This is a genomic window from Arthrobacter sp. MSA 4-2 (genome assembly GCF_016405885.1).
Classification (GTDB): domain Bacteria; phylum Actinomycetota; class Actinomycetes; order Actinomycetales; family Micrococcaceae; genus Arthrobacter_D.
The window spans coordinates 348,829-368,092 of the sequence record NZ_JAEKGC010000002.1 but is presented as its reverse complement, the minus strand read 5'-3'; the positions used below and the strand labels follow the sequence as shown (position 1 = coordinate 368,092).

Below are 19,264 nucleotides of genomic sequence, written 5' to 3'. Positions count from 1 at the left end.
GGGTCGATGGGCCCGTAGCCTTCGAGCTCGCCGGGGGCGTCGTCGACGTCGAGGAGGGTCAGCACCGGGACGGTGACGTGCACCTGGGCCTGGATCCCGTTCCAGCCGTAGGGCTCAACCGGCCGGCCCGGAACCGCACCCGCACCGGCCGCACCCGCACCGCCCGCACCGGCACCGCCCCCACCCGCGGCCGCACCCGCACCGGCGGCAGCCGGGACGGCAGGGTCCGTGCCGGCATCGGCGGGGAGGGATGCGGTGCCGGTGTTTGCGGTGCCGGTGTTTGCGGGGCCGGGGCAGGTGTGGGTGAGCAGGTCGGTGAGGGCGTCGGTGCGCAGCTGGGCCAGGGTCCGGGTCTCCTCGGGGCACTGCAGCGCCCGGGAGAGCCGGGTCAGGCGCCCGTCGATGGCCACGGCCTTGTCCGCCGGCAGGTACACGTTCAGCCAGGCCATGCCGTCGTCGTCGGGATGGAAGTCGACCCGGCGGTTCTTCCGGGCCGATTGGGTCCGGTCGCTGATGGTCTCCGGGTGCATTTGTGCGCGCAGCCGGCGGGCCCGGTAGGCCAGCTTCGCGGCGGTGGTGTCCTGGGCGACGGGCAGGAGCTGTTGTTCGAAGTAGGGCAGGGCGAAGCCGGGCAGGCCGGCGCACTCCTGGACCAGGGTGGCCGCGTGCCGCCAGGAGATGGCCCCGGACTCCAGGGCCGTCAGGGTTGCCGGGAGGTGCCCGGTGAGCACGAAGGCGTGCTCGATCAGGGTCCCGGCGGTGCGTTCGGGGATCCGCAGGGCGCAGGCGACCTCGGAGGCGGCCAGGGCATCGGCCAGGGACCCGGCCTGCATCCCGCGCTCCCGAAGGCGCTCCTCGGTGAGGATCCGGACCCGCTCGGTGAACCTCACGGTCTGGGCCTCGGCCCAGCTCTTCAGCCGCGCCAGCGCCTCCAGCCCGCCGATCGCCTCATCCAGCCCGGCGGTCTCCGGTATCGGGCCGGTGAGGAACCCGGCACCGAGGATGTCCGCGGCGGCCTCCAGCCACCCGGGGTCCTGCGCCGTGGGATCCACCCCCGGATCCGGGATTCCTGCCCTCTCCATGACCCAAGGATCTCACCCACCTCTGACATTCCTCGGCCGGAAAACCAACCGGAAAACCACCCGGGAAACCAGCGGGAAAGCAGCACGAAATATGCAAAGGAAACCGCCGGAAAACTAGCCGGAGAAGAGAGGCAGAGGTGCACCCTTCACACCGGGTTCCACCGCGAAAAGCGCACCCGCCGCGGGCTCGGCGCCAGGCTCAAGGTTCTGGCGCGACGTCGTGATGTAGAGGGTGCCGAGGTCGTCCCCGCCGAACGCACAGGACGTCACCTGGGACGCAGCGACCTCGACCGTCCCACGAAGAACGCCGTCGGAGTCGTAATGCGCCACGGCCGAGCCGCCGTAGAGGGCCACCCACAGCCCGCCGTCCGCATCGATGGCCATGCCGTCGGGGGAGCCCAGCTCTGGGTCAACTTCGGCGAAGGTGCGCCGGCCGGTGATCCGGCCCGTGTCGAGGTCGTAATCCAGGGAGTCGATGCGCTGGGTGGGCGTGTCCGAATAAAACGCGGTGTCACCCACCGGATTCCAGTGCAGTCCATTTGAGGTAGAGACTCCGCGCAGCACCGTCGAGATGGAGTGGTCCGAGTCAAGACTGAACAGGGTGCCGGCCCCGAAGTCGCCCTCCCACGCCATCGAGCCGCAGAGGAAGCGGCCGCGGGGGTCGCAGCCGCCTTCGTTCATCCGGATTGCCGGGTCATCGAAGGCGGTCGGGCCCGGGGTGACCTTGGTGAAGTCCGCATCCGCGAAGGCAAACCCCTTCTCCACGCCGATGACGTACCCTCCGGACCTGCGCCCACGGATCACCGCCGCCACCTTCGCGTCGACCGAGTGGCGCGCCAGAGAGCCGTCGGCGCTCCGTACGAGCACGTCGCCAGCCAACATGTCGACGAACAACAGCGACCGGCGTAGGGCGTCCCAATAGGCTCCCTCGCCGTGGTAGGTGCAGGGCTCAGTGAGCTGTTCGGCCTTCATCGCCATCCGTCATCCTCAGCCGTCAGCCGGCAGGTCGAGTTGGTCGGAAATGCTGATGCACTTCCGCGTCTGGTCAATTTTGGACACGGGGTCGCCTAGTTGCACAAGGACCGTGCTTGAAGCGACCTCCTCGGGGTTGAAAAGAACCTCGACGGCGGGCTCGCGCCCGTAGGTGGTGGCGGTCCATGCGGTCTCGCCCTCGCTGAGCACCCAGTCGATGTCGTTGACCGAGACGCAGGCATCAGTGGTGGGCCCGGGAACTTCGACGCCGCAGCGCAGCACCACCTTTGACGGGTCGCCCCAGGCGGAAGTTGCCTGGCTGTTGGTCTCCCGCTGCGAGTGTTCGGCAACCTCCGGGGGCAGGGCGACCATCACCTCGGCGCACGCAGGGTTCTGGGCGTCGGCGGCGGGATCGACATCGACAACGGGGGCGCAGGCAGCCGTTCCCACGAGCACCGCCGCAAGCGGCACCGCACTGCGAAGGAACCGGGTAAGAGAAGGCATGCTTCAACCCTAGTAGCTCCTTCACCGACACGCGGCACGGCGGCCCCGGCCCGCGACCGCCGGGCAGTAGGCTTCGTTCAGGGACGGACGGCGCCACCGGTTCCGGCACGGCAACGGCGGGCCCGTCCAAGCGATCAGGGAAGTCAGATGGTCTCACAATCAGTTATCCGTCGTTCAGCGACAGCAGCCCTCACACTCGGACTGCTGGCAGTGGCGGGGGTCAACCCCGTCCTGGCAACCTCCCAGCAGCAGCCACCGCCCAACGGCCAGTTTCATGAGCCTGCCCCACCGGTTCCCGCACCGAACCCATCGCCGGCAATCGACCCGGCCACCGGGTTCGCCATCGACAGCTACACGGGCTATCTGATCCATCCGCCCACCGGATACCTGATCGAGCCGACCACCGGATATCTGCTGCTTCCGGGATCACTGATCTACACGAACCTGCTGTATGACAAGACCACCGGCAAGGTGACCGAGGTCGATCATGAAGCGCCTGCCTCGCCGGAACCGACGCCGACGCCGAAGCCGTCAGCAACGCCGACCCCGTCCCCGTCCAAGACACCCGCCCCGGCCACGCCTTCTCCTCCTGCCCCGACGGTTGAGGCGCCTGCGCCGTCGACCTCCCCGACGCCTACGGAAACACCGACGAGCCGGCCGACCCCGTCGGCTTCGGCCGAAGCGGTGGAGGCGGAGCTCGCCTCATCGCGCGCACCCCTGGTGTGGGCGGTCGGAGCGCTGGTGCTGCTCGCGGCGATCGCGACGATCGTCGTCGGAGTGCGACGGCGCCGGGCGGGGTCCTGAGGCCTACGCTGAGCCGGCACAGCATCTACTAGGACCGTGACCGCATAAGGCTCACTGGCTAAGGATGAGGGGATGTGCGGTGTCCGAGTACGACTATGAGGATGAGCCTGCCAGTTCGAGGGTTCGGCCGAAAAAGAAGCACCCTGTGCGGACGACTCTGCTGATAATGACCGCGTTCGTAGTGGTCGCTTCGATCGTTGCTGGCGCGTACGTCTTCAATCTTGCAAATACCTTCAACTCGAAGACTACGACCATAGGAACCGCCTTTCCCAGCGGTGATCGGCCTGCGCTGGAGCCAGCGGCGGAGGGATCCCTTAACGTCCTGCTCCTCGGCAGCGACGCCCGCGCCGCGGCCGACTCCCCGGGCGAAGCAGGTTCGGACAGCCGCTCGGACACGATGATGCTGATGCACATCCCTGTGGACCGTGAGGAAATTTTCGTCATGTCGATTCTGCGCGACACGTGGACGGAGATTCCGGGCCACGGTGAAAACAAGATCAATGCGGCGATTTCCCTAGGGGGCATTCCCCTCGTGGTGCAGACGGTCGAAAACCTTTTCGATGCTCCCGTTGACCACGTAGCAATCATCGACTTCGAGGGATTCAAGGGCTTGACCGATGCGCTGGGCGGCGTTGAGGTCAACAACCCCGCAGCCTTTCAATCCAGCGGTGCCGACGGCGAGTTCTTCGCCCAAGGCCTGATCAGGCTCCAGGGTGAGTCTGCCCTGAAGTTCGTCCGCGAACGGTACGCCTTCTCCGACGGTGATTACCAGCGCGTGAGGAATCAGCAGGTGTTTGTGAAGGCAGTGCTCGGTGAAGTCCTCAGCGCCGACACGTTGACCGATCCTGGAAAAGTCGCGAACGTCGTATCCAAGATCTCTCCCTACGTCAGCATTGACGAAGACCTCGATGCGGCGACCATCGGTAGCCTCGCGGTGTCACTGCGCAACGTCCGTTCGGGAGACGTGCACTTCTCTACCCTCCCGACCCTGGGAACTGGGACCTCGGCCGACGGGCAGTCGATCGTGGTTAAGGATGAAGCCGGGATCGCCCAGGTGGCTGAAGCGCTCAGCAAGGACTCGCTGGAGTCGCTCCCGCTCTTCTCCGAATCGCCGCAGTAGGGGATGACCTGCTTCGGCCCATCTGCCATCTGATACCCATTCACGGAATCGTCACCATCACCCCTTACGGTGGAACAGTGCCACTTACAGTTGGAGAGTTGAGCGAGTCCGCCCTGCTTGAACGCATCTTCCCGCGCCTCGCGCGGGCGGAAGCAGCATTGGTGGGCCCCGGCGATGACGCGGCCGTCCTCGCCGCCCCCGACGGGCGCACCGTGATCTCCATCGACACCCTGGTCCAGGACAAGGACTTCCGCCTGCTGCGCGAAAATGGCTTCGCGACGACCGGGTACGACGTCGGCTGGAAGTGTGCCGCCCAAAACCTCAGCGACATCAACGCCATGGGCGCCCGGGCGACCTCCCTGGTGGTCAGCCTCACCCTGCCCGCCGGCATTGCAGTGGAGTGGGTCGAGGCCCTCGCCGACGGCCTGACCGACGCGATCGACCAGCTGGGGGCTACCGGCTGCGGCGTGATCGGCGGGGACCTGGGCGGCGGCACCGAAGTCGTGGTCACGGCGGCGGTGACGGGCACGCTTGAGGGCCGCGCCCCGGTCCTGCGCTCGGGCGCCCAACCCGGCGATGTCGTCGCGCTCGCGGGGACCGCAGGCCGGGCCGCCGCCGGCCTTGCCCTGCTCGAATCCGGAACCGCACTCGAAGACCTGGGCGAGGAGGAGCTGGGCCTCATCGCCACCCAGTGCCGCCCGGAGCCGCCCCTGGCAGCCGGGCCGGAGGCTGCGCGGGCCGGTGCCCGTGCCATGCTCGATATTTCCGATGGCCTCATCCGCGACGCCGGCCGGATTGCCAAGGCCAGTTCGGTCGCCATCGACTTCGACCCGGAGGTGCTGCGCGAGCTCACCGAACCCCTTCGAACCGCGGGGCAACTGCTCGGAAAAAATCCCCTGGAATGGGTACTCGGGGGAGGCGAGGATCACGGTTTGCTCGCGGTCTTCGGCCCGGAAATTACGCTTCCTTCCGGTTTTACTGCGGTAGGCTCAATATCGGCAGGGACGCCCCGTGTGACGGTTGGGTCGCAGGCTCCGGCTTCGATCGGATGGGATCACTTTGCACACTAAGATCACCGCGAACGCGACAGCGATGAAGCGATGGTTAAGCAACGCCGAAGAGTCCCTCGGCAATCACAGCGACCGCCTCAACGCCATCAATATCTTCCCGGTCGCAGACGGCGATACCGGCACGAACCTGTACCTCACCGTGTGCGCTGCAGCCCGGGCGGTGCACGACGCCGAAACCACCGACCTCGGCGAGCTGCTGGCCATCGCAGGCCGGGCCGCCATGGAGGATGCCCGGGGCAACTCCGGCACCCTCATCGCCGTCTTCCTCAGTGCCATCGCTGAGCCGCTGAAGGGAACCACCCGGCTCACCTCCCGCCTCCTCGCCGCCGCGATGCACCGCGCGCAGATCCGCAGCTGGTCCGCCTTGAGTGACCCCGTGCCCGGCACGATGCTCTCCGTGCTTGAGGCCGCAGCCCACGGAGCGGCGAAGACCGCAGGCGAGCATGAGACCGACGAGAGCAACCACGCGCTCGCCCTGACCCTGCAGGCCGCCGTCGAGTGTGCACTCGCAGCCGTGGTCGATACCGAAAGTCAGCTCGGAGCCCTCACCGAGGCGCACGTGGTCGACGCCGGAGGCGTGGGCTTCCTGCTCATCCTCGACGCCCTGCGCGCCGCGTCCCTGGGCGAGGAACTGCAGGACGAGTTGCTCGACGGACTCCACGGCTACAACATCCAGGCACCCCACATCCACCGCGGAGCGGACACTGACGGGGTGGAGATCATGTTCACGATGAACCTCAGTCCGCTCGACGCCGCCACGCTCCGGCTGCATCTCGACGAGCTGGGCGACTCCGTCATCATGAGCGCCGTCACCGAGGTCGAGGAGGGCTACCGGTGGCGAGTCCACGTGCACGTCGTCGATCCTGAGCCCGCCCTCAAGCTGATCCACGAGGCCGGAAACCCCGACAACATCTCGCTCACCCAGCTCTCCTCATCGGACGACGACGCCGCCGGAGCGCCGGTCCTTGAGGGCCATGGACAGTAGGGTGCAGGCGGAATTCGATGTTCCGCTGGATCGTCGCCTTGGGTCGCTGGCCAAGCTGCTGGCGAAACACCTCAACCTCTTCACCGTGGGCCAGCTGCTCAACCACTTCCCGCGCAACTACTTGAAGCGCGGCGAACTCACCCCCATCGCCGACGTGCCCGTCGACGAGGAGGTCACCCTCATCGCACGGGTCCAGTCGGCCAACTCGCGGAGAATGCACACCCGCAAAGGGATGCTGCTTGAGGTCGTGATCACGGACGACGCCGACGGCCGCCTTGGCGGCATGAATCTCACCTACTTCAACGGGTATAAGGCCGAGAAGGACCTGCGCCCGGGCGTCCGCGCCATGTTCTCGGGCAAGGTGACGGTCTACCGCAGCAAGCTTTCCCTCACCAATCCCCGCTACGTCCTGCTTGAGGACGACGACAACCCGGACTACATCAACAAGCCCATCCCGGTCTATCCCGCCGCCGAGAAGGTCGGCAGCGAACGGATCGCTCTTGCGGTGGGCACGATCCTCGACACTTTCGACAGTGAACAGCTCAACGATCCGGTACCCGAGGCCGTCGCCCGCAGGGAAAAGCTGATGACCCTGCCCCAGGCGTACGAGCTGATCCACCGGCCCACCGTCATCGAGGAGGCCTACCGCGCCCAGCACCGCTTCCGCTACCAGGAGGCGTTCGTGCTCCAGTCGGCCCTGGTGCGCCGCCGGGCCCTCACAGCCCGGGAGGAGGCCACCAGCCGGCCGCCGCAGGCTGGCGGCCTGCTGGATCAGTTCGATGCCAAACTTCCATTCACCCTCACCCGGGGACAGCAGGAGGTGGGGGACACCCTCGCCGCGGAACTGGCCCGGGACCATCCGATGAACCGGCTCCTCCAGGGCGAAGTCGGTTCCGGCAAGACCCTCGTGGCGCTTCGGGCCATGCTCCAGGTCATCGACGCCGGGGGCCAGGCTGCGCTGCTCGCGCCCACCGAGGTCCTCGCCGCGCAGCACTACCAGTCGATCACACGGACGCTTGGCCCCCTGGCCGAGGGCGGGATGCTCGGCGGCGCCTCGGACGGCACCCGGGTGGTGCTGCTCACCGGGTCCCTTCCCACCGCGCAGCGGCGTCGCGCGATGCTGGAGGCCGCCTCGGGGGAGGCGGGCATCATCATCGGGACCCATGCGCTCCTTTCGGAGAACGTGCAGTTCTTCGACCTTGGCCTGATCGTCGTCGATGAGCAGCACCGCTTCGGTGTGGAGCAGCGCGATTCCCTGCGCTCCAAGGCCTCCGCGTCACCCCACGTCCTCGTCATGACCGCCACCCCGATTCCCCGCACCGTCGCCATGACCGTCTTTGGGGACCTTGAGGTGTCGACCCTCTCGGAGCTGCCCGCAGGCAGGTCTCCCATCACCACCCACGAGGTGGGCCTGGCAGAGCACCCTGCGTGGATCGACCGGATCTGGTCGCGCGCCCGCGAGGAGATCGATGCCGGGCGGCAGGTCTACGTCGTGTGCTCGAAGATCGGGGACACCGCGGGCCAGGAGGACGACCCCACGGCGCTGGAGCTGTACCAGCCGGCAGGCGCTGCGGCTCCACCGTCGGACCTCACCAGCGTCACCGAACTCTTCGAGTCCCTCCAGGAGGCACCCCAGCTGCGCGGGGTCTCGATCGGGATGCTCCACGGGCGCATGGACCCGGCCGACAAGGCCGACGTCATGGGCCGCTTCAACGACGGCGCCGTCCAGCTGCTGGTGGCCACCACCGTCATCGAGGTGGGCGTCGACGTACCGAACGCCACGCTCATGGTCATCATGGACGCCGACCGTTTCGGCATCTCCCAGCTCCACCAGCTGCGTGGGCGGGTGGGCCGTGGAGGCCACGCGGGAACCTGCCTGCTGGTCACCCGGCTCGAGCCGGACCATCCGAGCAGGGAGCGCCTGGCCGCCGTCGCCTCGACGACTGACGGGTTCGAGCTCTCGCAGAAGGACCTCGAACTCCGGCGCGAGGGCAATATCCTCGGCGCCTCCCAGTCCGGCGGCCACTCGGCGCTGCGGTTCCTCAAGGTGATCCAGCATGCTGCCCTGATCGAAAAGGCCCGCGCGGACGCGCAGGACGTCGTGCTGGCCGATCCAGACCTGACGGAGTACCCCGGGCTCGCCCTCGCCATCGAGCTGTACCTCAATCCCGAAAAGGAAGCCTTCCTGGAACGCGGTTAGAGTGAAAGCATGACGCGCATCATCGCCGGAGCCGCCGGCGGCTCAACCCTCACCAGCGTGCCGGGGACCGGGACCCGGCCCACCACGGACCGGGTCAAGGAAGCCCTGTTCTCGCGGCTTGAGGCGTACAACGCCATCCACGGCGCCCATGTGCTCGACCTCTTCGCGGGTTCGGGATCCCTCGGCGTCGAAAGCGCGAGCAGGGGAGCGGCCACCGTGGACCTCGTGGAGTCCGCGGAGAAGCCCGCCGCGGTGGCGCAGCGGAATGCGGACCTGGTCAACCGTGTGCTGGGGTGGACCGCCGCCCGGGTGCACCGGACAAAGGTGGAAACCTACCTCGACCGGGCCGCGGAGGACCTGAGCTGGGACCTCGTGTTCCTCGATCCGCCGTATCCGCTCCAGGACGCTCCGCTGGCGGCCATCCTCACCTCACTCGTGCCGCACCTCTCGCAGGTCGCCGTCGTCGTGCTGGAACGCTCCGCACGCTCCCCGGAACCGCAATGGCCGGAGGGCCTGGAGAAGTTCGCGGAAAAGAAGTACGGCGAAACACGCCTGTGGTTCGCGGAACCCGCTTGAGTTAAAGTCGCTCCCTGCAGCGCCGTCCTATGCTGCAGGGAGCGGTTCCGGGCTTCGACGCCGGCGCGCCTACGGCGTCCGGCGGTCCTCCGTCATCCGGCGGGTTCGCAGGAGCGCGGTTCCGCCGGCTGCCAGGCCGAGCAGGCCGGCGCCCAGTCCGACCCAGCCGGCGGCCGAGCCCGCCGAGGACCCTGCAGGTTCGGCCGCTGCCGCAGGTTCGAGCTCGTCGTCGCCCGAGGCACCGCCGGCTCCGGCGGAGTGCGCAGCCCCGTGTCCGGAGCCTTCTTCGGCGGCCGTCGTGGTGAAGGCGGGAGCGGGGCTCTCGGGCTCCTCCTCTCCTTCAGCGGCCGGCTCGTCCCAGGCCCTGGTTGAGCCGTCGGTGTAGAACTGCGTCGCGGGAAGGTTCACCACCGTGCCCGCCTCCGGAAGCTGCCCCACGGAGATGGAGAAGGTTTGGTATTCGTTCTGGGAGATTTCCGCCCCCTTTTCCGCAGTCCAGACGACGGAGAGCGGTGCCTCGGTGAGGGTGACGCCGTCCTCGGCCGTGACCGGCTCGGGAAGCTCACCCCGCACCACTTCGGCCGTCCAGCCCTCGAGCGGCTTCACCCGGACCGCCGTGAACGGGGTCTCGGCCGGAAGAGCCACCTCAACCTTGTTGGTCCCGGCGGTTTCGGACTCGTTGGGAACGCTGAAGGTCAGCTGGGAGTACCCGCCTTCAGTGGTGTTGGTTGGCGCCACCGACACGTGGGCCAGTGCCGCACCTGCACCCAGGGCCATCAGGCCGGCGGTGGCCGTACCGGTGCAGAGGGCGCGCGTGAAGAAGGTAGAAGTTGTCATGATGTGCCTTTCGGGGGCCGGATCTCTGTCCGGCGGGGATGGAGGACGCTCGGGGCGCCGCAGCTCCTACCGCTCTTCAGGCAGGCAGGAGGGGCAGCGCGGACGCTGCCGGGGGCCCTCGCAGCGGCGGCACCGACGCATCCCGCCGACGCAGGCGCGGCGCCCGCTGCGCGGCGACACTCCCGCCGATGCGGGGAGGGACGACGGCGGCCGCCTCGAGCGTACCGATCAGCGGGCGAAGCCATGCGGCCAGGAGTTCGAGCGCCGCCTCCCCCTTCGAGATGAGGAGGGCGAGGAGCGCCGCCGCGCAGGCGTGGGCCACCAGCATCGCCGTGCCGCCGGGCTCCACCGACTCCGCGAGCTGCCCGGTCAGCGGCTGGCAACCAACCGCTGCCGGTGCGTGGTGCTGCACCGGTGATGCGCCCGCGCAGGCCGGGCCGCCCGTCAGCGCGGTAAGGGCGGCGTGAAGGGCCAGTTCCCCAGTGAGCAGGATTGCGGCCAGCGCAGGGAAGGACAGGGCGCGTCCGGATACGGCCGTGACGGCCGCCAGGACAAGGGCAGCGAGCAGGAGCAGGATCGCAGGGCCGGGAAGGGTGCCTCCGCCGATCAGGTGGGAGCAGGTGCTCAACAATAGAATCAGGGCCGCGAGCACGGAGGAGCGGACGAAGCGGGACCCGGCCGGTGCGCTCACTCTGCCTCCTCGTCTCCTCGTTGCTTCTTTTTCGAAGCTAACCCGTGTGTTCGCTCCTGACTGGGCAGGGCCTGGGCGGAGACGAATGACGTCCCCACCCATCATCGTAAGGGCGCACTCCCCGTTACTCCGCCGGGTCGACCTGTATTCGCCGTCACTCGGCCGAAGGATGGGACACCAGGGGAAATGGTGCGGAAACGAGCTGGAGGGGAGTCAGGAAACAGGCCGGCCGGACCAGCGGGAAAGTGGATGGCCGGCCGGGCGAGGGCCTCCAGGATACGGTGCGCATCGGACCTACGTCATCTCGGCGTGGGAGATGGTACGGGATCCGGAGTGGGGCCGGGGGAGCGACTACGGAGGGAGGCGGCGTCAACGGCGGTGGGAACGGCGGGGACTTGGTGCCAGGAGGGTGACATTCGGGCCGTTGCTTGACCCTGATGCCGATAATCTTCTGCGCCGCGGGGTGCTGCTACGTGCCGGAGGCCTGGTCCTTCGCGGCCGACGCTGTTCGAGCACCAGGGTCGTCCCGGCGGTCGAGCTCTTCGGTCAGCTCGGCAAGGCGTGCCTCCGATTCAGGATCGGGGATGCCGAACTCGATGTAGTCGGAGTCAATGGCGCGGTGGACCCTGCTGTTGAGGACTGCTACTTCACTGCTGTTGAGGACGGTGAGGTCTTCCGGGAAGTTCTCCTCAGGAGCTATCCGGCTCGACTCATTGGCGCTTGCTTCATTCATATAGGTAATTTCCTTCACTCGGGACTTCGGGTGTGAGCCCCGGGACACCGGTTGACGATCCATCACGAACGCGTTCTCCCTTGGGAGGCCAGCCTTGGATGGCAGCGGATCGCCCGCTTGCTCCATCAAACCATCTTGGGAGACTTCTCGCCATCGACAGGTGGTGACCTGCGTGGAGCACCCTTGAACCGGTGGCGGGCCGAAGGTGCTGCCCCTTTTGGTGGAGCCGCCGTGCCGCGGCCGGCCGGACCTGGGCTTCAGCCTCCGGTCCCCGAAGCGAAGGCGTCGAGGTCCAGGCCGGTCAGCACGGCAGCGGGGTGGGGGCCTGCGGCGAGCAGGCGGCCGGTCCAGTCTGCGGGCCACGACTCTCGACGCGCGGCGATGACGATATTGCCCGGATACCGGCCGGTGAACATGGCCGTCTCACCCAGTGCGGCGATGCCCCGCGCCTCGCCGGCCAGGGTGCGCACCTGCCTCCGGGCGAAGCCGAGCGGCGGATCGTCGCCCACATTGACGAGGACGACGCCGCCCGGTGCCGCAAGTTCAAGGAGCCGCCGGTAGAACGGCGCCTCGGTGAGGTGGGCAGGGGCGTCTGCCCCGGCGAAGACGTCAAGAACGATGGCATCGAAGCCCGCCGCGGGCAGCCCGTCGAGCGCCGCCGCGGCGTCGTCGAGAAGAACACGGCATTGTGTGCCCTCGGGCAAGGGAAGGTGCTCAAGGACGAAGTCGAGGAGTTCACGCTCAAGCTCCACCGCTGTCTGCTCGGAGCCCGGCCGGGTCGCCTGAACGTAGCGCACGAGGGTCAGTGCACCGGCCCCGAGGTGGAGCACCCGGAGGGGTTCCCCGGGCGGGCGGACAACATCGATCACATTGGCGATCCGGCGGAGGTATTCATAGAACACCTGGCTAGGCTCGGCGAGGTTGACGTGTGACTGCTGGGCCCCGCCGATGCTCAGGATGTAGGCGCCGTCGAGGAAGGCATCCTCGTCAATCTCCGCGTGGGCACCCACCCCGCGCAGCCAACGGGTGGGCACCGAGTCGCCGGTATTCACAGCTTTCCCGGAAGCGAGGCAAGCCGTCCGGCGGCATCCTCGAGGATCTCCGACTTCTTGCAGAAGGCGAAGCGGAGCAGGGAACGTGTGCGCTCGGCTCCCTCCGGATGGCAGAAGACGGGCACGGGAATCGCAGCGACACCGACCAGCGCCGGCAGCCGGCGGGCCAGGTCGGTCGCATCCACGACCCCGAGCGGGGCGCAGTCGGCGAGCACGAAGTAGGTGCCCTGCGAGGCGTGGACCCGGAACCCGGCCGCCGCCAGCCCGGAGGACAGCAGGTCCTTCTTCCGCCGCAGGGTCTCGGCGATCCCCGTGAAGTAGGCGTCGGGCAGGCCCAGCCCTCGAGCGACGGCGCCCTGGAACGGCATCCCGGAGCTGTAGGTCAGGAAGGACTTCACGGTGCGCACGCGGGCCACGAGCTCCGCGGGACCGGTCAGCCAGCCGACCTTCCATCCGGTGACGGAGAACGTTTTGCCTGCCGAGGAAATGGTCAGGGTCCGCTCGGCGGCCCCGGGCAGGGACGCCACCGGAATGTGTGCGCCGTCGAAGGTCAGGTGTTCATACACCTCGTCCGTCACCAGCAGCACGTCGTGCCGTAAGGCCAGTTCGACGATCCGGGTGAGCGCCTTCCGGGTGAACACCGAACCGGTGGGGTTGTGGGGGTTGTTGAGCAGCAGCATTCGAGTCCGGCCGCTCATTGCCGCCTCCAGGGCCTCCAGATCGGGCTGGAAGTCCGGGGCCCGCAGCGGCACAGTGGTGTGGTCTGCTCCGGCCAGGCCGATGACTGCTCCGTAGGAGTCATAGAACGGTTCGAAGGTCAGGACCTCATCACCCGGCCCGGCGAACGCGAGGACGGCGGCCGCGATCGCCTCAGTGGCGCCGGTAGTGACAAGGACGCCGGTCTCGGGATCGGGCCTCAGTCCGTAGAACCGCTCCTGGTGGGACGCGACCGCAGCACGCAGTTCGGGCACTCCGCGCCCCGGGGCGTACTGATTGGCGCCGGCGGCGATCGCCGCACGGGCCGCCTCGAGGATCTCGGGCGGGCCGTCCTCATCGGGGAAACCCTGCCCGAGGTTGATCGCTCCGTGAGCGGCGGCCAGTGCAGTGATCTCCTCGAAGATGGTGACACCCAGCGCGCCGTCCGGGCCCAGCAGATTGGCGCCGAGCGCCGTCCGCTGCCAGGGTTCTGCGGCCTGCTGCGCGGAGCGGTCGGGGGAGGGAAAGGAGGTCGTCATAGGGACAAGTATTACCGCTCCAGCGTGGCGGGAGCCGCTGGGCAGCGAACTGGGTGGGTAGTTTAGGAGTATGCGCCGCGTCGTCTGCCCCGGATCCTTCGACCCCATCCACAACGGTCATGTGGAGGTGATTACGCGTGCCGCCGGTCTTTTTGACGAGGTGGTGGTGGCCGTGTCCACGAACTACTCCAAAAAGTACCGCTTCACGCTCGAGGAGCGGCTGGACATTACGGGCGAGGCGCTCGCCCACCTGCCGGGGGTCTCCGTCGAGTTCATGGGCCACGGTCTGCTGGCGGAGTTCTGCCGCGACCGCGGTGCCGTTGCGATCGTCAAGGGCCTGCGCTCAAGCCACGATCTCGACTATGAGCTGCCCATGGCGACGATGAACCGGCAGTTGACCGGCGTTGAAACGGTCTACCTGCCCGGAGAGAGCAGCTTCCTTCACGTGTCCTCGACGTTGCTGAAGGAGGTCGCCTCCCTCGGAGGGGACATCTCCGCGTACGTGCCCGGCACCGTTCTGGACCGCATGGCCCGGCCCACCGCCTCCTAGCGGGCCAGCGGAACGACGGGCGCGCACAGGGGCGCCCGGTGCCGCACCGGCCGCCGGGGTCGTTAGAGCGGGTACAGCGTCACCGCCGTCGCCTTGACGGTGAACCACACCTCGGAGCCGGGACCAAGGTCCAGTTCGGCCGCGGCGGAGGTGCTGATCTCCGCGCTGAGGTGCCCCGCCCGCACCGTGACGAACTCCCCGTGCGGCTCCAGGTCCGTCACCGACACCCGAAGGACGTTCCGGGGGCTTCCGGCGGGTGCCGCGGGAAACACCGAGACCGCCCGCGGGCTGAAGACTGCGGCGGCGGGAACCCCTGCGGGCAGCGGGGTCTCGGAGACCGCTTCAAGGCGGCGTCCGGCGGCATCGACCAGCCCCGACGGCACTGAGGTGCCCGGAACGAAATTGAGGCCGGCCAGGCCGGCGGCGAACGAACTCCGGGGCCGCTCCACCACCGACTGGGTGCTTCCTGCCTCCGCCACCTTGCCCTCCTCAAGCACCGTGACGGTGTCCGCGAGGATCAGCGCATCGAGAAGATCGTGGGTGACGATCACCGCATTCCGCCCTGCCAGCACCCGCCGCAGCATCCGCCGCAGGCCGGGAGCGGCGGCGGCGTCGATGGAGGCGAGCGGCTCGTCAAGCAGCAGCAGGGACGGGCGGGCCGCCAGGGCCCGGGCCACTGCCACCCGCTGCGCCTGGCCTCCCGAGAGCTGTCCCGGCCGCTTGTCGGCAAGCTCGGAAGCCTCAACCTCCGCCAGCCACCCCCGGGCCGACGCGCGGGAAGCAGCCCTCGATTCCCCGGCGCTCCGCGGAGCGAAGGCGACATTGTCGAGCACGCTCAGGTGGGGGAAGAGGAGGGGTTCCTGCGGCAGCAGGCAGACCCCGCGGCGGTGGGGCGGGAGGAAGGAACGCGGGCCGAACAGGCTCCGCCCGTCGAGCTCCGCGCTTCCGGCGTCGGCCCGCAGGAGCCCGGCGGCGAGGGCGAGCAGGGTGGACTTCCCTGCCCCGTTCGGGCCCAGCACGGCGAGGGTTTCGCCGTCGCCCATCGACAGGGCGACGTCGAACCGGCGGGCACGGACCGCGGCCTGCAGGGCGAAGCCCATCAGCGGAACGCCGGGGGCGAAGACCGGTGCGCCAGACCGACGACGAGGACGGCGACGGCCACCAGCACGAGCGATAGTGCGACGGCGGCGTCGGGGTCGGTTTCCCTCTGGAGGTAGATCTCAAGCGGCAGGGTGCGTGTGACGCCCTGGAGGGACCCGGCGAAGGTGAGGGTCGCCCCGAACTCCCCAAGCGCCCGGGCGAAGGACAGGACGGCACCGGAGAGGAGCCCGGGGAGGACGAGGGGAATGGTGACCCGGCGCAGCACCGTGGTGGGGGAGGCGCCGAGGGTCGCGGCAACCGCCTCGTATCGGCCGCCGGCACTGCGCAGCGCCCCTTCGAGGCTCAGGACAAGGAAGGGCAGCGCGACGAAGGTCTGGGCGAGGACGACGGCGGTGGTCGAGAAGGCGATCTCCACCCCGAGGGCACGCAGCGTGCCGCCCAGCAGGCCCTGCCGTCCGAAGGTGTAGAGCAGGGCGATGCCGCCGACCACGGGAGGCAGGACCAGGGGCAGCAGCACGAGCGCGCGCAGGACCTGCTGGCCGGGAAAGGCGCTGCGGGCCAGGACCAGCGCCATCGGGGTGCCGGCCACTATGCAGAGCGCCGTGGCAGCCGCCGAGGTGGTCAGGCTGAGCTTCAGGGCCGCGATCGAGGACTCGGAGGTGACCAGTTCAGGGAAACGCGACCAGTCCACCCGCACGACGACGGCGGCCAGCGGCAGCAGGATGAACAGCGCGCCGAGCGCGGCCACGAGGAAAAGCCAGGGAGGCAGTCCGGAAAAGCCCGCCCGGGGTCTCCGGACCCGTTCCGGGGCGGTCAGCGGCCGTATGCCGGTCACGGGCGGTCCGCGGGCGGCTGGAAGCCCGCCTCCTGCAGGAGGGCCTGCCCGGCGGAGCCGGTGACCGTGTCGATGAACTCCTGGGCAGCCTCCGGCGCATCGGGTGCCACCGCCCCGATCAGGTAGCTGTTGGGCACCTCCGCGGCCTCCGGGATGGGTATCTCCTCGACCTCCCCGGCCGCGGCGAGGGCGTCGGTGACGTAGACGAGTCCGGCGTCCGCCTCGCCGGAGATCACCTTGCCGAGCACCTCGGTGACCGAGGGCTCCTCGCTCACGGGGGACAGGCGCACACCGGTGACCTCCTGGATCCGCGTGGCCGCCGCACCGCACGGAACCTGGGGCGCGCAGGCGACCAACCGGACGCCGGTGAGGTCGGCGAAGCCCTTCACGCCGGCGGGATTTCCCTGCGGGACGGCGATGGTCAGCCGGTTCCGAGCGAACTCTCCGGGCTCGCCGTCGATCAGCCCGGCCTCGGCAAGCCGCTCCATTGTCGGTGCATCGGCGGAGGCGAAGACATCGGCCGGTGCGCCGGCCTCGATCTGGGTGGCAAGGTCGGAGGAGCCGGCGAAGTTCAGCACAACCTCCGATCCCGGGTTCCGGGCCTCGTAGTCCTCGGCCAGCGATTCGAAGACCTCCCGCAGCGAGGCCGCCGCGAAAACCGTGATCGTGTCCCCGGCCCCGATCCCGCCCCCGCTGGCCGGGTCCGCGCCGCCCCCGCAGCCCGTTAGCGCCAGGGCGCAGGCGAGGACGGCGGAGCCTCCGCGCCTGTGCCGCGGCCGCCTCCGGCCGGCGCGCATGCCGGACGCTGGGGAGGGCGCAGCCGGGATCACGGCTAGCGCCCCTGCGGGGTTTCGATGATCACCGTCGTCGCCTTCACGACGGCGACGGCGACGGCGCCGGGTTCGATGCCGAGGTCCCGCGCCGCTTCGGCGCTCATCAGGGACACCACCCGGTGGGGCCCGCACTGCAGTTCGACCTGGGCCATGACCGTATCGGCGGTAACCTTGGTGACCAGACCGACGAACCGGTTCCGGGCCGAGCTTGAGCTCCCGGCGGGATCCTCCGGGGTGACGGCACGCGACTGGGCGAGCCGGGCGAGGTCGACGCCGTCGACCTCGAGGACTCCGCCTGGCGAGCGGCGGCTCGACAGCGTTCCCTCGTCGATCCACCGACGGACCGTATCGTCACTGACGGCGAGGTACTGGGCGGCCTCTCGAATCCGTATATGCGGCATGAATATGAGGCTAAACCCTCAGATGCGGAAAAGGAACGGCTCCCCGCCCCGCATGGGCAGGGAGTTGACGTTCCGCGTCAGCGGGGGCATGGTTCGGGAGGGGCAGTGGGGCGTTTTGGGCTGGAGGAAGATCTCAGGCTAAGATGATACGTCGGTCATATGTTCTACAGGAGTCACCATTAAAAGCGATCTCAGTTCGCCTTTGATCTTCAGTGTCAAAGACCTCGGGCGCAGCCCGGGAAGCATGCGGACAATCGAAGAACATGTACCCGCACCCAAGGATTTCGGGGTGGCGCTCATCGGCGTGCAGGAGGGTTCCGACATGGAACTCGATCTGCGCCTGGAAGCGGTTCACGAAGGAATCCTTGTGTCGGGAACCGCGGACGTCGAGGTGTCGGGCGAATGCGGCCGGTGCCTGATTCCCCTTGAGTACACCAGCGGTGTGGAGATTCAGGAACTCTTCTACTACGGTGACTCCGGGTCGCTGCCGGCTGAAGAGGAAGAAGACCTGCACCGGGTTGAGAACGATTCGATCGATCTCGAGCCGGTGCTGAGGGACGCGGTGGTTACCTCACTGCCGTTCCAGCCGGTGTGCCGGGAGGACTGCAAGGGTCTGTGTTCCGAATGCGGAGCGCGCCTGAACGATGAGCCCGACCACCATCACGAAATTTTGGATCCTCGCTGGTCGGCCCTCGCCGGGCTGACCGGCACTGCCGCTGAGAATGATGCGGCACCACGTACAGAGTCAGACGAGAGAGAAGAGAGTTAGTCGTGGCTGTTCCCAAGCGGAAAATGTCCCGCGCGAATACACGCGCACGCCGGTCCCAGTGGAAGGCAACCGCCCCCAAACTGGTCAAGACCGTGGAGAACGGCCGCGTCACCTACAGCCTTGCCCACCAGGCCAAGGTTGTAACCGACTCCGCCGGCACCCCGCTGTTCCTTGAGTACAAGGGCCGCAAGGTAGCCGACGTCTAACCTGGCGTGTCAAAGGAAGATCTGACCAAGCGTCTCGGTGTCGATATCGATGCCGGGACGCTTCGTCTTGCCCTGACACACCGGTCGTACGCATACGAGCAGGGCGGCATCCCCACCAATGAGCGCCTTGAGTTCCTCGGCGACTCGGTGCTCGGCCTGTCGGTGACAGACGCGCTCTACCGCGACAACCCGGACCTTTCCGAAGGCGACCTCGCCAAGCGCAGGTCCGCCGTCGTCAGCACCCGCGCCCTCGCCGGAGTGGCCCGCAGCCTCGACCTTGGCCAGCACATCCTGCTCGGGCAGGGGGAGAAGCTGACCAACGGGCGCGACAAGTCCTCAATCCTGGCCGACACCATGGAGGCCGTCATCGGCGCCGCCTACCTCAGCCACGGGATCGAGACGGCCCAGGCGATGGTGATGCGGCTCATCGGGCCGCTGCTGCGGGACTCCGAGGTCCTCGGCGAGGGCACCGATTGGAAGACCCGCATCCAGGAGACCGCCGCTGCCCGCCGCCTCGGCGCCATCGACTACCAGGTGACAGGCACCGGCCCCGACCATGCGCGCTCGTTCGAGGCGCTCCTGGTCATCGGCGGAACGCCCTACGGCACCGGCGCCGGCCACTCGAAGAAGGAAGCCGAACAGGCCGCCGCGGCCGCGTCGTGGAAGATCCTGCGCGGCGCCGTGCCTGCCGACGGCAGCTAGGCCGCA

General features: G+C 68.5%; 22 protein-coding genes. 10 read left to right on the top strand and 12 right to left on the bottom strand.

The window, feature by feature from the left end:
* From I6N91_RS17340 to I6N91_RS03550, 3 genes are all read right to left on the bottom strand, one after another.
* The coding region (locus I6N91_RS17340; protein WP_198810613.1) for a DUF222 domain-containing protein at positions 1–1,082 on the bottom strand (1,082 nt) is incomplete at its 3' end.
* 114 nt (positions 1,083–1,196) lie between these two features.
* Positions 1,197–2,060, bottom strand: coding sequence for an SMP-30/gluconolactonase/LRE family protein (locus I6N91_RS03555; RefSeq protein WP_233091389.1), 864 nt, complete (start codon positions 2,058–2,060; stop codon positions 1,197–1,199).
* Positions 2,061–2,069: 9 nt separating this feature from the next.
* On the bottom strand, positions 2,070–2,558 hold the full coding sequence (locus tag I6N91_RS03550; protein WP_198810611.1) for a DUF3515 domain-containing protein: 489 nt from the start codon (positions 2,556–2,558) through the stop codon (positions 2,070–2,072).
* Between the two features lie 147 nt (positions 2,559–2,705).
* Between I6N91_RS03550 and I6N91_RS03545 the strand changes: the two genes are divergently transcribed.
* From I6N91_RS03545 to rsmD, 6 genes are all read left to right on the top strand, one after another.
* Entirely contained in the window at positions 2,706–3,362 is a 657-nt protein-coding gene (locus I6N91_RS03545) for a hypothetical protein (RefSeq protein WP_198810609.1), read from the top strand.
* Between the two features lie 79 nt (positions 3,363–3,441).
* Positions 3,442–4,482 carry an LCP family protein gene (locus tag I6N91_RS17025; RefSeq protein ID WP_307843219.1) on the top strand — a complete coding sequence of 347 codons (1,041 nt, stop codon included), beginning with the start codon at positions 3,442–3,444 and terminating at the stop codon, positions 4,480–4,482.
* Positions 4,483–4,580: 98 nt separating this feature from the next.
* Positions 4,581–5,552 (top strand): thiamine-phosphate kinase, encoded by a 972-nt coding sequence (locus I6N91_RS03535; RefSeq protein WP_233091388.1) that lies wholly within the window; start codon positions 4,581–4,583, stop codon positions 5,550–5,552.
* A 22-nt stretch (positions 5,553–5,574) separates the two neighbouring features.
* A complete protein-coding gene (locus I6N91_RS03530; RefSeq protein WP_198810606.1) occupies positions 5,575–6,537 on the top strand; it encodes a DAK2 domain-containing protein in 963 nt (320 codons plus the stop codon).
* Between the two features lies 1 nt (position 6,538).
* The gene (locus I6N91_RS03525; protein ID WP_198810604.1) at positions 6,539–8,737 is read left to right on the top strand and encodes an ATP-dependent DNA helicase RecG; all 2,199 of its coding nucleotides are present in this window, start codon (positions 6,539–6,541) and stop codon (positions 8,735–8,737) included.
* 9 nt (positions 8,738–8,746) lie between these two features.
* Positions 8,747–9,313, top strand: a complete 567-nt coding sequence (gene rsmD / locus I6N91_RS03520) for a 16S rRNA (guanine(966)-N(2))-methyltransferase RsmD (protein ID WP_198810601.1) — start codon at positions 8,747–8,749, stop codon at positions 9,311–9,313.
* Positions 9,314–9,382: 69 nt separating this feature from the next.
* Here the strand turns inward: rsmD and I6N91_RS03515 are convergent, their stop codons facing one another.
* The 5 genes from I6N91_RS03515 to I6N91_RS03495 all read right to left on the bottom strand — a co-directional run bounded on the left by I6N91_RS03515 (position 9,383) and on the right by I6N91_RS03495 (position 13,861).
* On the bottom strand, positions 9,383–10,150 hold the full coding sequence (locus tag I6N91_RS03515) for a YcnI family protein (RefSeq protein WP_198810599.1): 768 nt from the start codon (positions 10,148–10,150) through the stop codon (positions 9,383–9,385).
* A 76-nt stretch (positions 10,151–10,226) separates the two neighbouring features.
* Positions 10,227–10,841, bottom strand: a complete 615-nt coding sequence (locus tag I6N91_RS03510; protein WP_198810583.1) for a hypothetical protein — start codon at positions 10,839–10,841, stop codon at positions 10,227–10,229.
* 469 nt (positions 10,842–11,310) lie between these two features.
* The gene (locus I6N91_RS03505) at positions 11,311–11,574 is read right to left on the bottom strand and encodes a hypothetical protein (protein ID WP_198810581.1); all 264 of its coding nucleotides are present in this window, start codon (positions 11,572–11,574) and stop codon (positions 11,311–11,313) included.
* A 257-nt stretch (positions 11,575–11,831) separates the two neighbouring features.
* Positions 11,832–12,626, bottom strand: a complete 795-nt coding sequence (locus I6N91_RS03500; protein WP_198810579.1) for a spermidine synthase — start codon at positions 12,624–12,626, stop codon at positions 11,832–11,834.
* On the bottom strand, positions 12,623–13,861 hold the full coding sequence (locus tag I6N91_RS03495) for an aminotransferase class I/II-fold pyridoxal phosphate-dependent enzyme (RefSeq protein WP_198810577.1): 1,239 nt from the start codon (positions 13,859–13,861) through the stop codon (positions 12,623–12,625). Before I6N91_RS03495 ends, I6N91_RS03500 begins: the two co-directional genes overlap by 4 nt.
* Before the next feature lie 70 nt (positions 13,862–13,931).
* Between I6N91_RS03495 and coaD the strand changes: the two genes are divergently transcribed.
* Complete coding sequence (gene coaD, locus I6N91_RS03490; RefSeq protein ID WP_198810575.1) at positions 13,932–14,411, top strand: pantetheine-phosphate adenylyltransferase; 480 nt, start codon at positions 13,932–13,934, stop codon at positions 14,409–14,411.
* 62 nt (positions 14,412–14,473) lie between these two features.
* On the opposite strand, the gene I6N91_RS03485 is transcribed toward coaD, so the two are convergent.
* The 4 genes from I6N91_RS03485 to I6N91_RS03470 form a co-directional block, all read right to left on the bottom strand.
* The gene (locus I6N91_RS03485; RefSeq protein WP_198810572.1) at positions 14,474–15,511 is read right to left on the bottom strand and encodes a sulfate/molybdate ABC transporter ATP-binding protein; all 1,038 of its coding nucleotides are present in this window, start codon (positions 15,509–15,511) and stop codon (positions 14,474–14,476) included.
* On the bottom strand, positions 15,511–16,260 hold the full coding sequence (locus tag I6N91_RS03480; RefSeq protein ID WP_374058908.1) for an ABC transporter permease: 750 nt from the start codon (positions 16,258–16,260) through the stop codon (positions 15,511–15,513). The genes I6N91_RS03485 and I6N91_RS03480 overlap by 1 nt, the downstream gene beginning before the upstream one ends.
* A gap of 83 nt (positions 16,261–16,343) precedes the next feature.
* Positions 16,344–17,177 (bottom strand): molybdate ABC transporter substrate-binding protein, encoded by an 834-nt coding sequence (modA, locus tag I6N91_RS03475; protein WP_307843218.1) that lies wholly within the window; start codon positions 17,175–17,177, stop codon positions 16,344–16,346.
* Between the two features lie 2 nt (positions 17,178–17,179).
* Positions 17,180–17,581 (bottom strand): molybdopterin-binding protein, encoded by a 402-nt coding sequence (locus I6N91_RS03470; protein ID WP_198810570.1) that lies wholly within the window; start codon positions 17,579–17,581, stop codon positions 17,180–17,182.
* Positions 17,582–17,783: 202 nt separating this feature from the next.
* Between I6N91_RS03470 and I6N91_RS03465 the strand changes: the two genes are divergently transcribed.
* From I6N91_RS03465 to rnc, 3 genes are read left to right on the top strand one after another with little or no spacing between them, the layout of a single operon-like run.
* Positions 17,784–18,350, top strand: a complete 567-nt coding sequence (locus tag I6N91_RS03465) for a DUF177 domain-containing protein (RefSeq protein ID WP_198810568.1) — start codon at positions 17,784–17,786, stop codon at positions 18,348–18,350.
* A gap of 2 nt (positions 18,351–18,352) precedes the next feature.
* On the top strand, positions 18,353–18,556 hold the full coding sequence (gene rpmF / locus I6N91_RS03460) for a 50S ribosomal protein L32 (RefSeq protein WP_120165325.1): 204 nt from the start codon (positions 18,353–18,355) through the stop codon (positions 18,554–18,556).
* A gap of 6 nt (positions 18,557–18,562) precedes the next feature.
* Positions 18,563–19,258, top strand: a complete 696-nt coding sequence (gene rnc / locus I6N91_RS03455) for a ribonuclease III (protein ID WP_198810566.1) — start codon at positions 18,563–18,565, stop codon at positions 19,256–19,258.
* Positions 19,259–19,264: the final 6 nt, after the last annotated feature.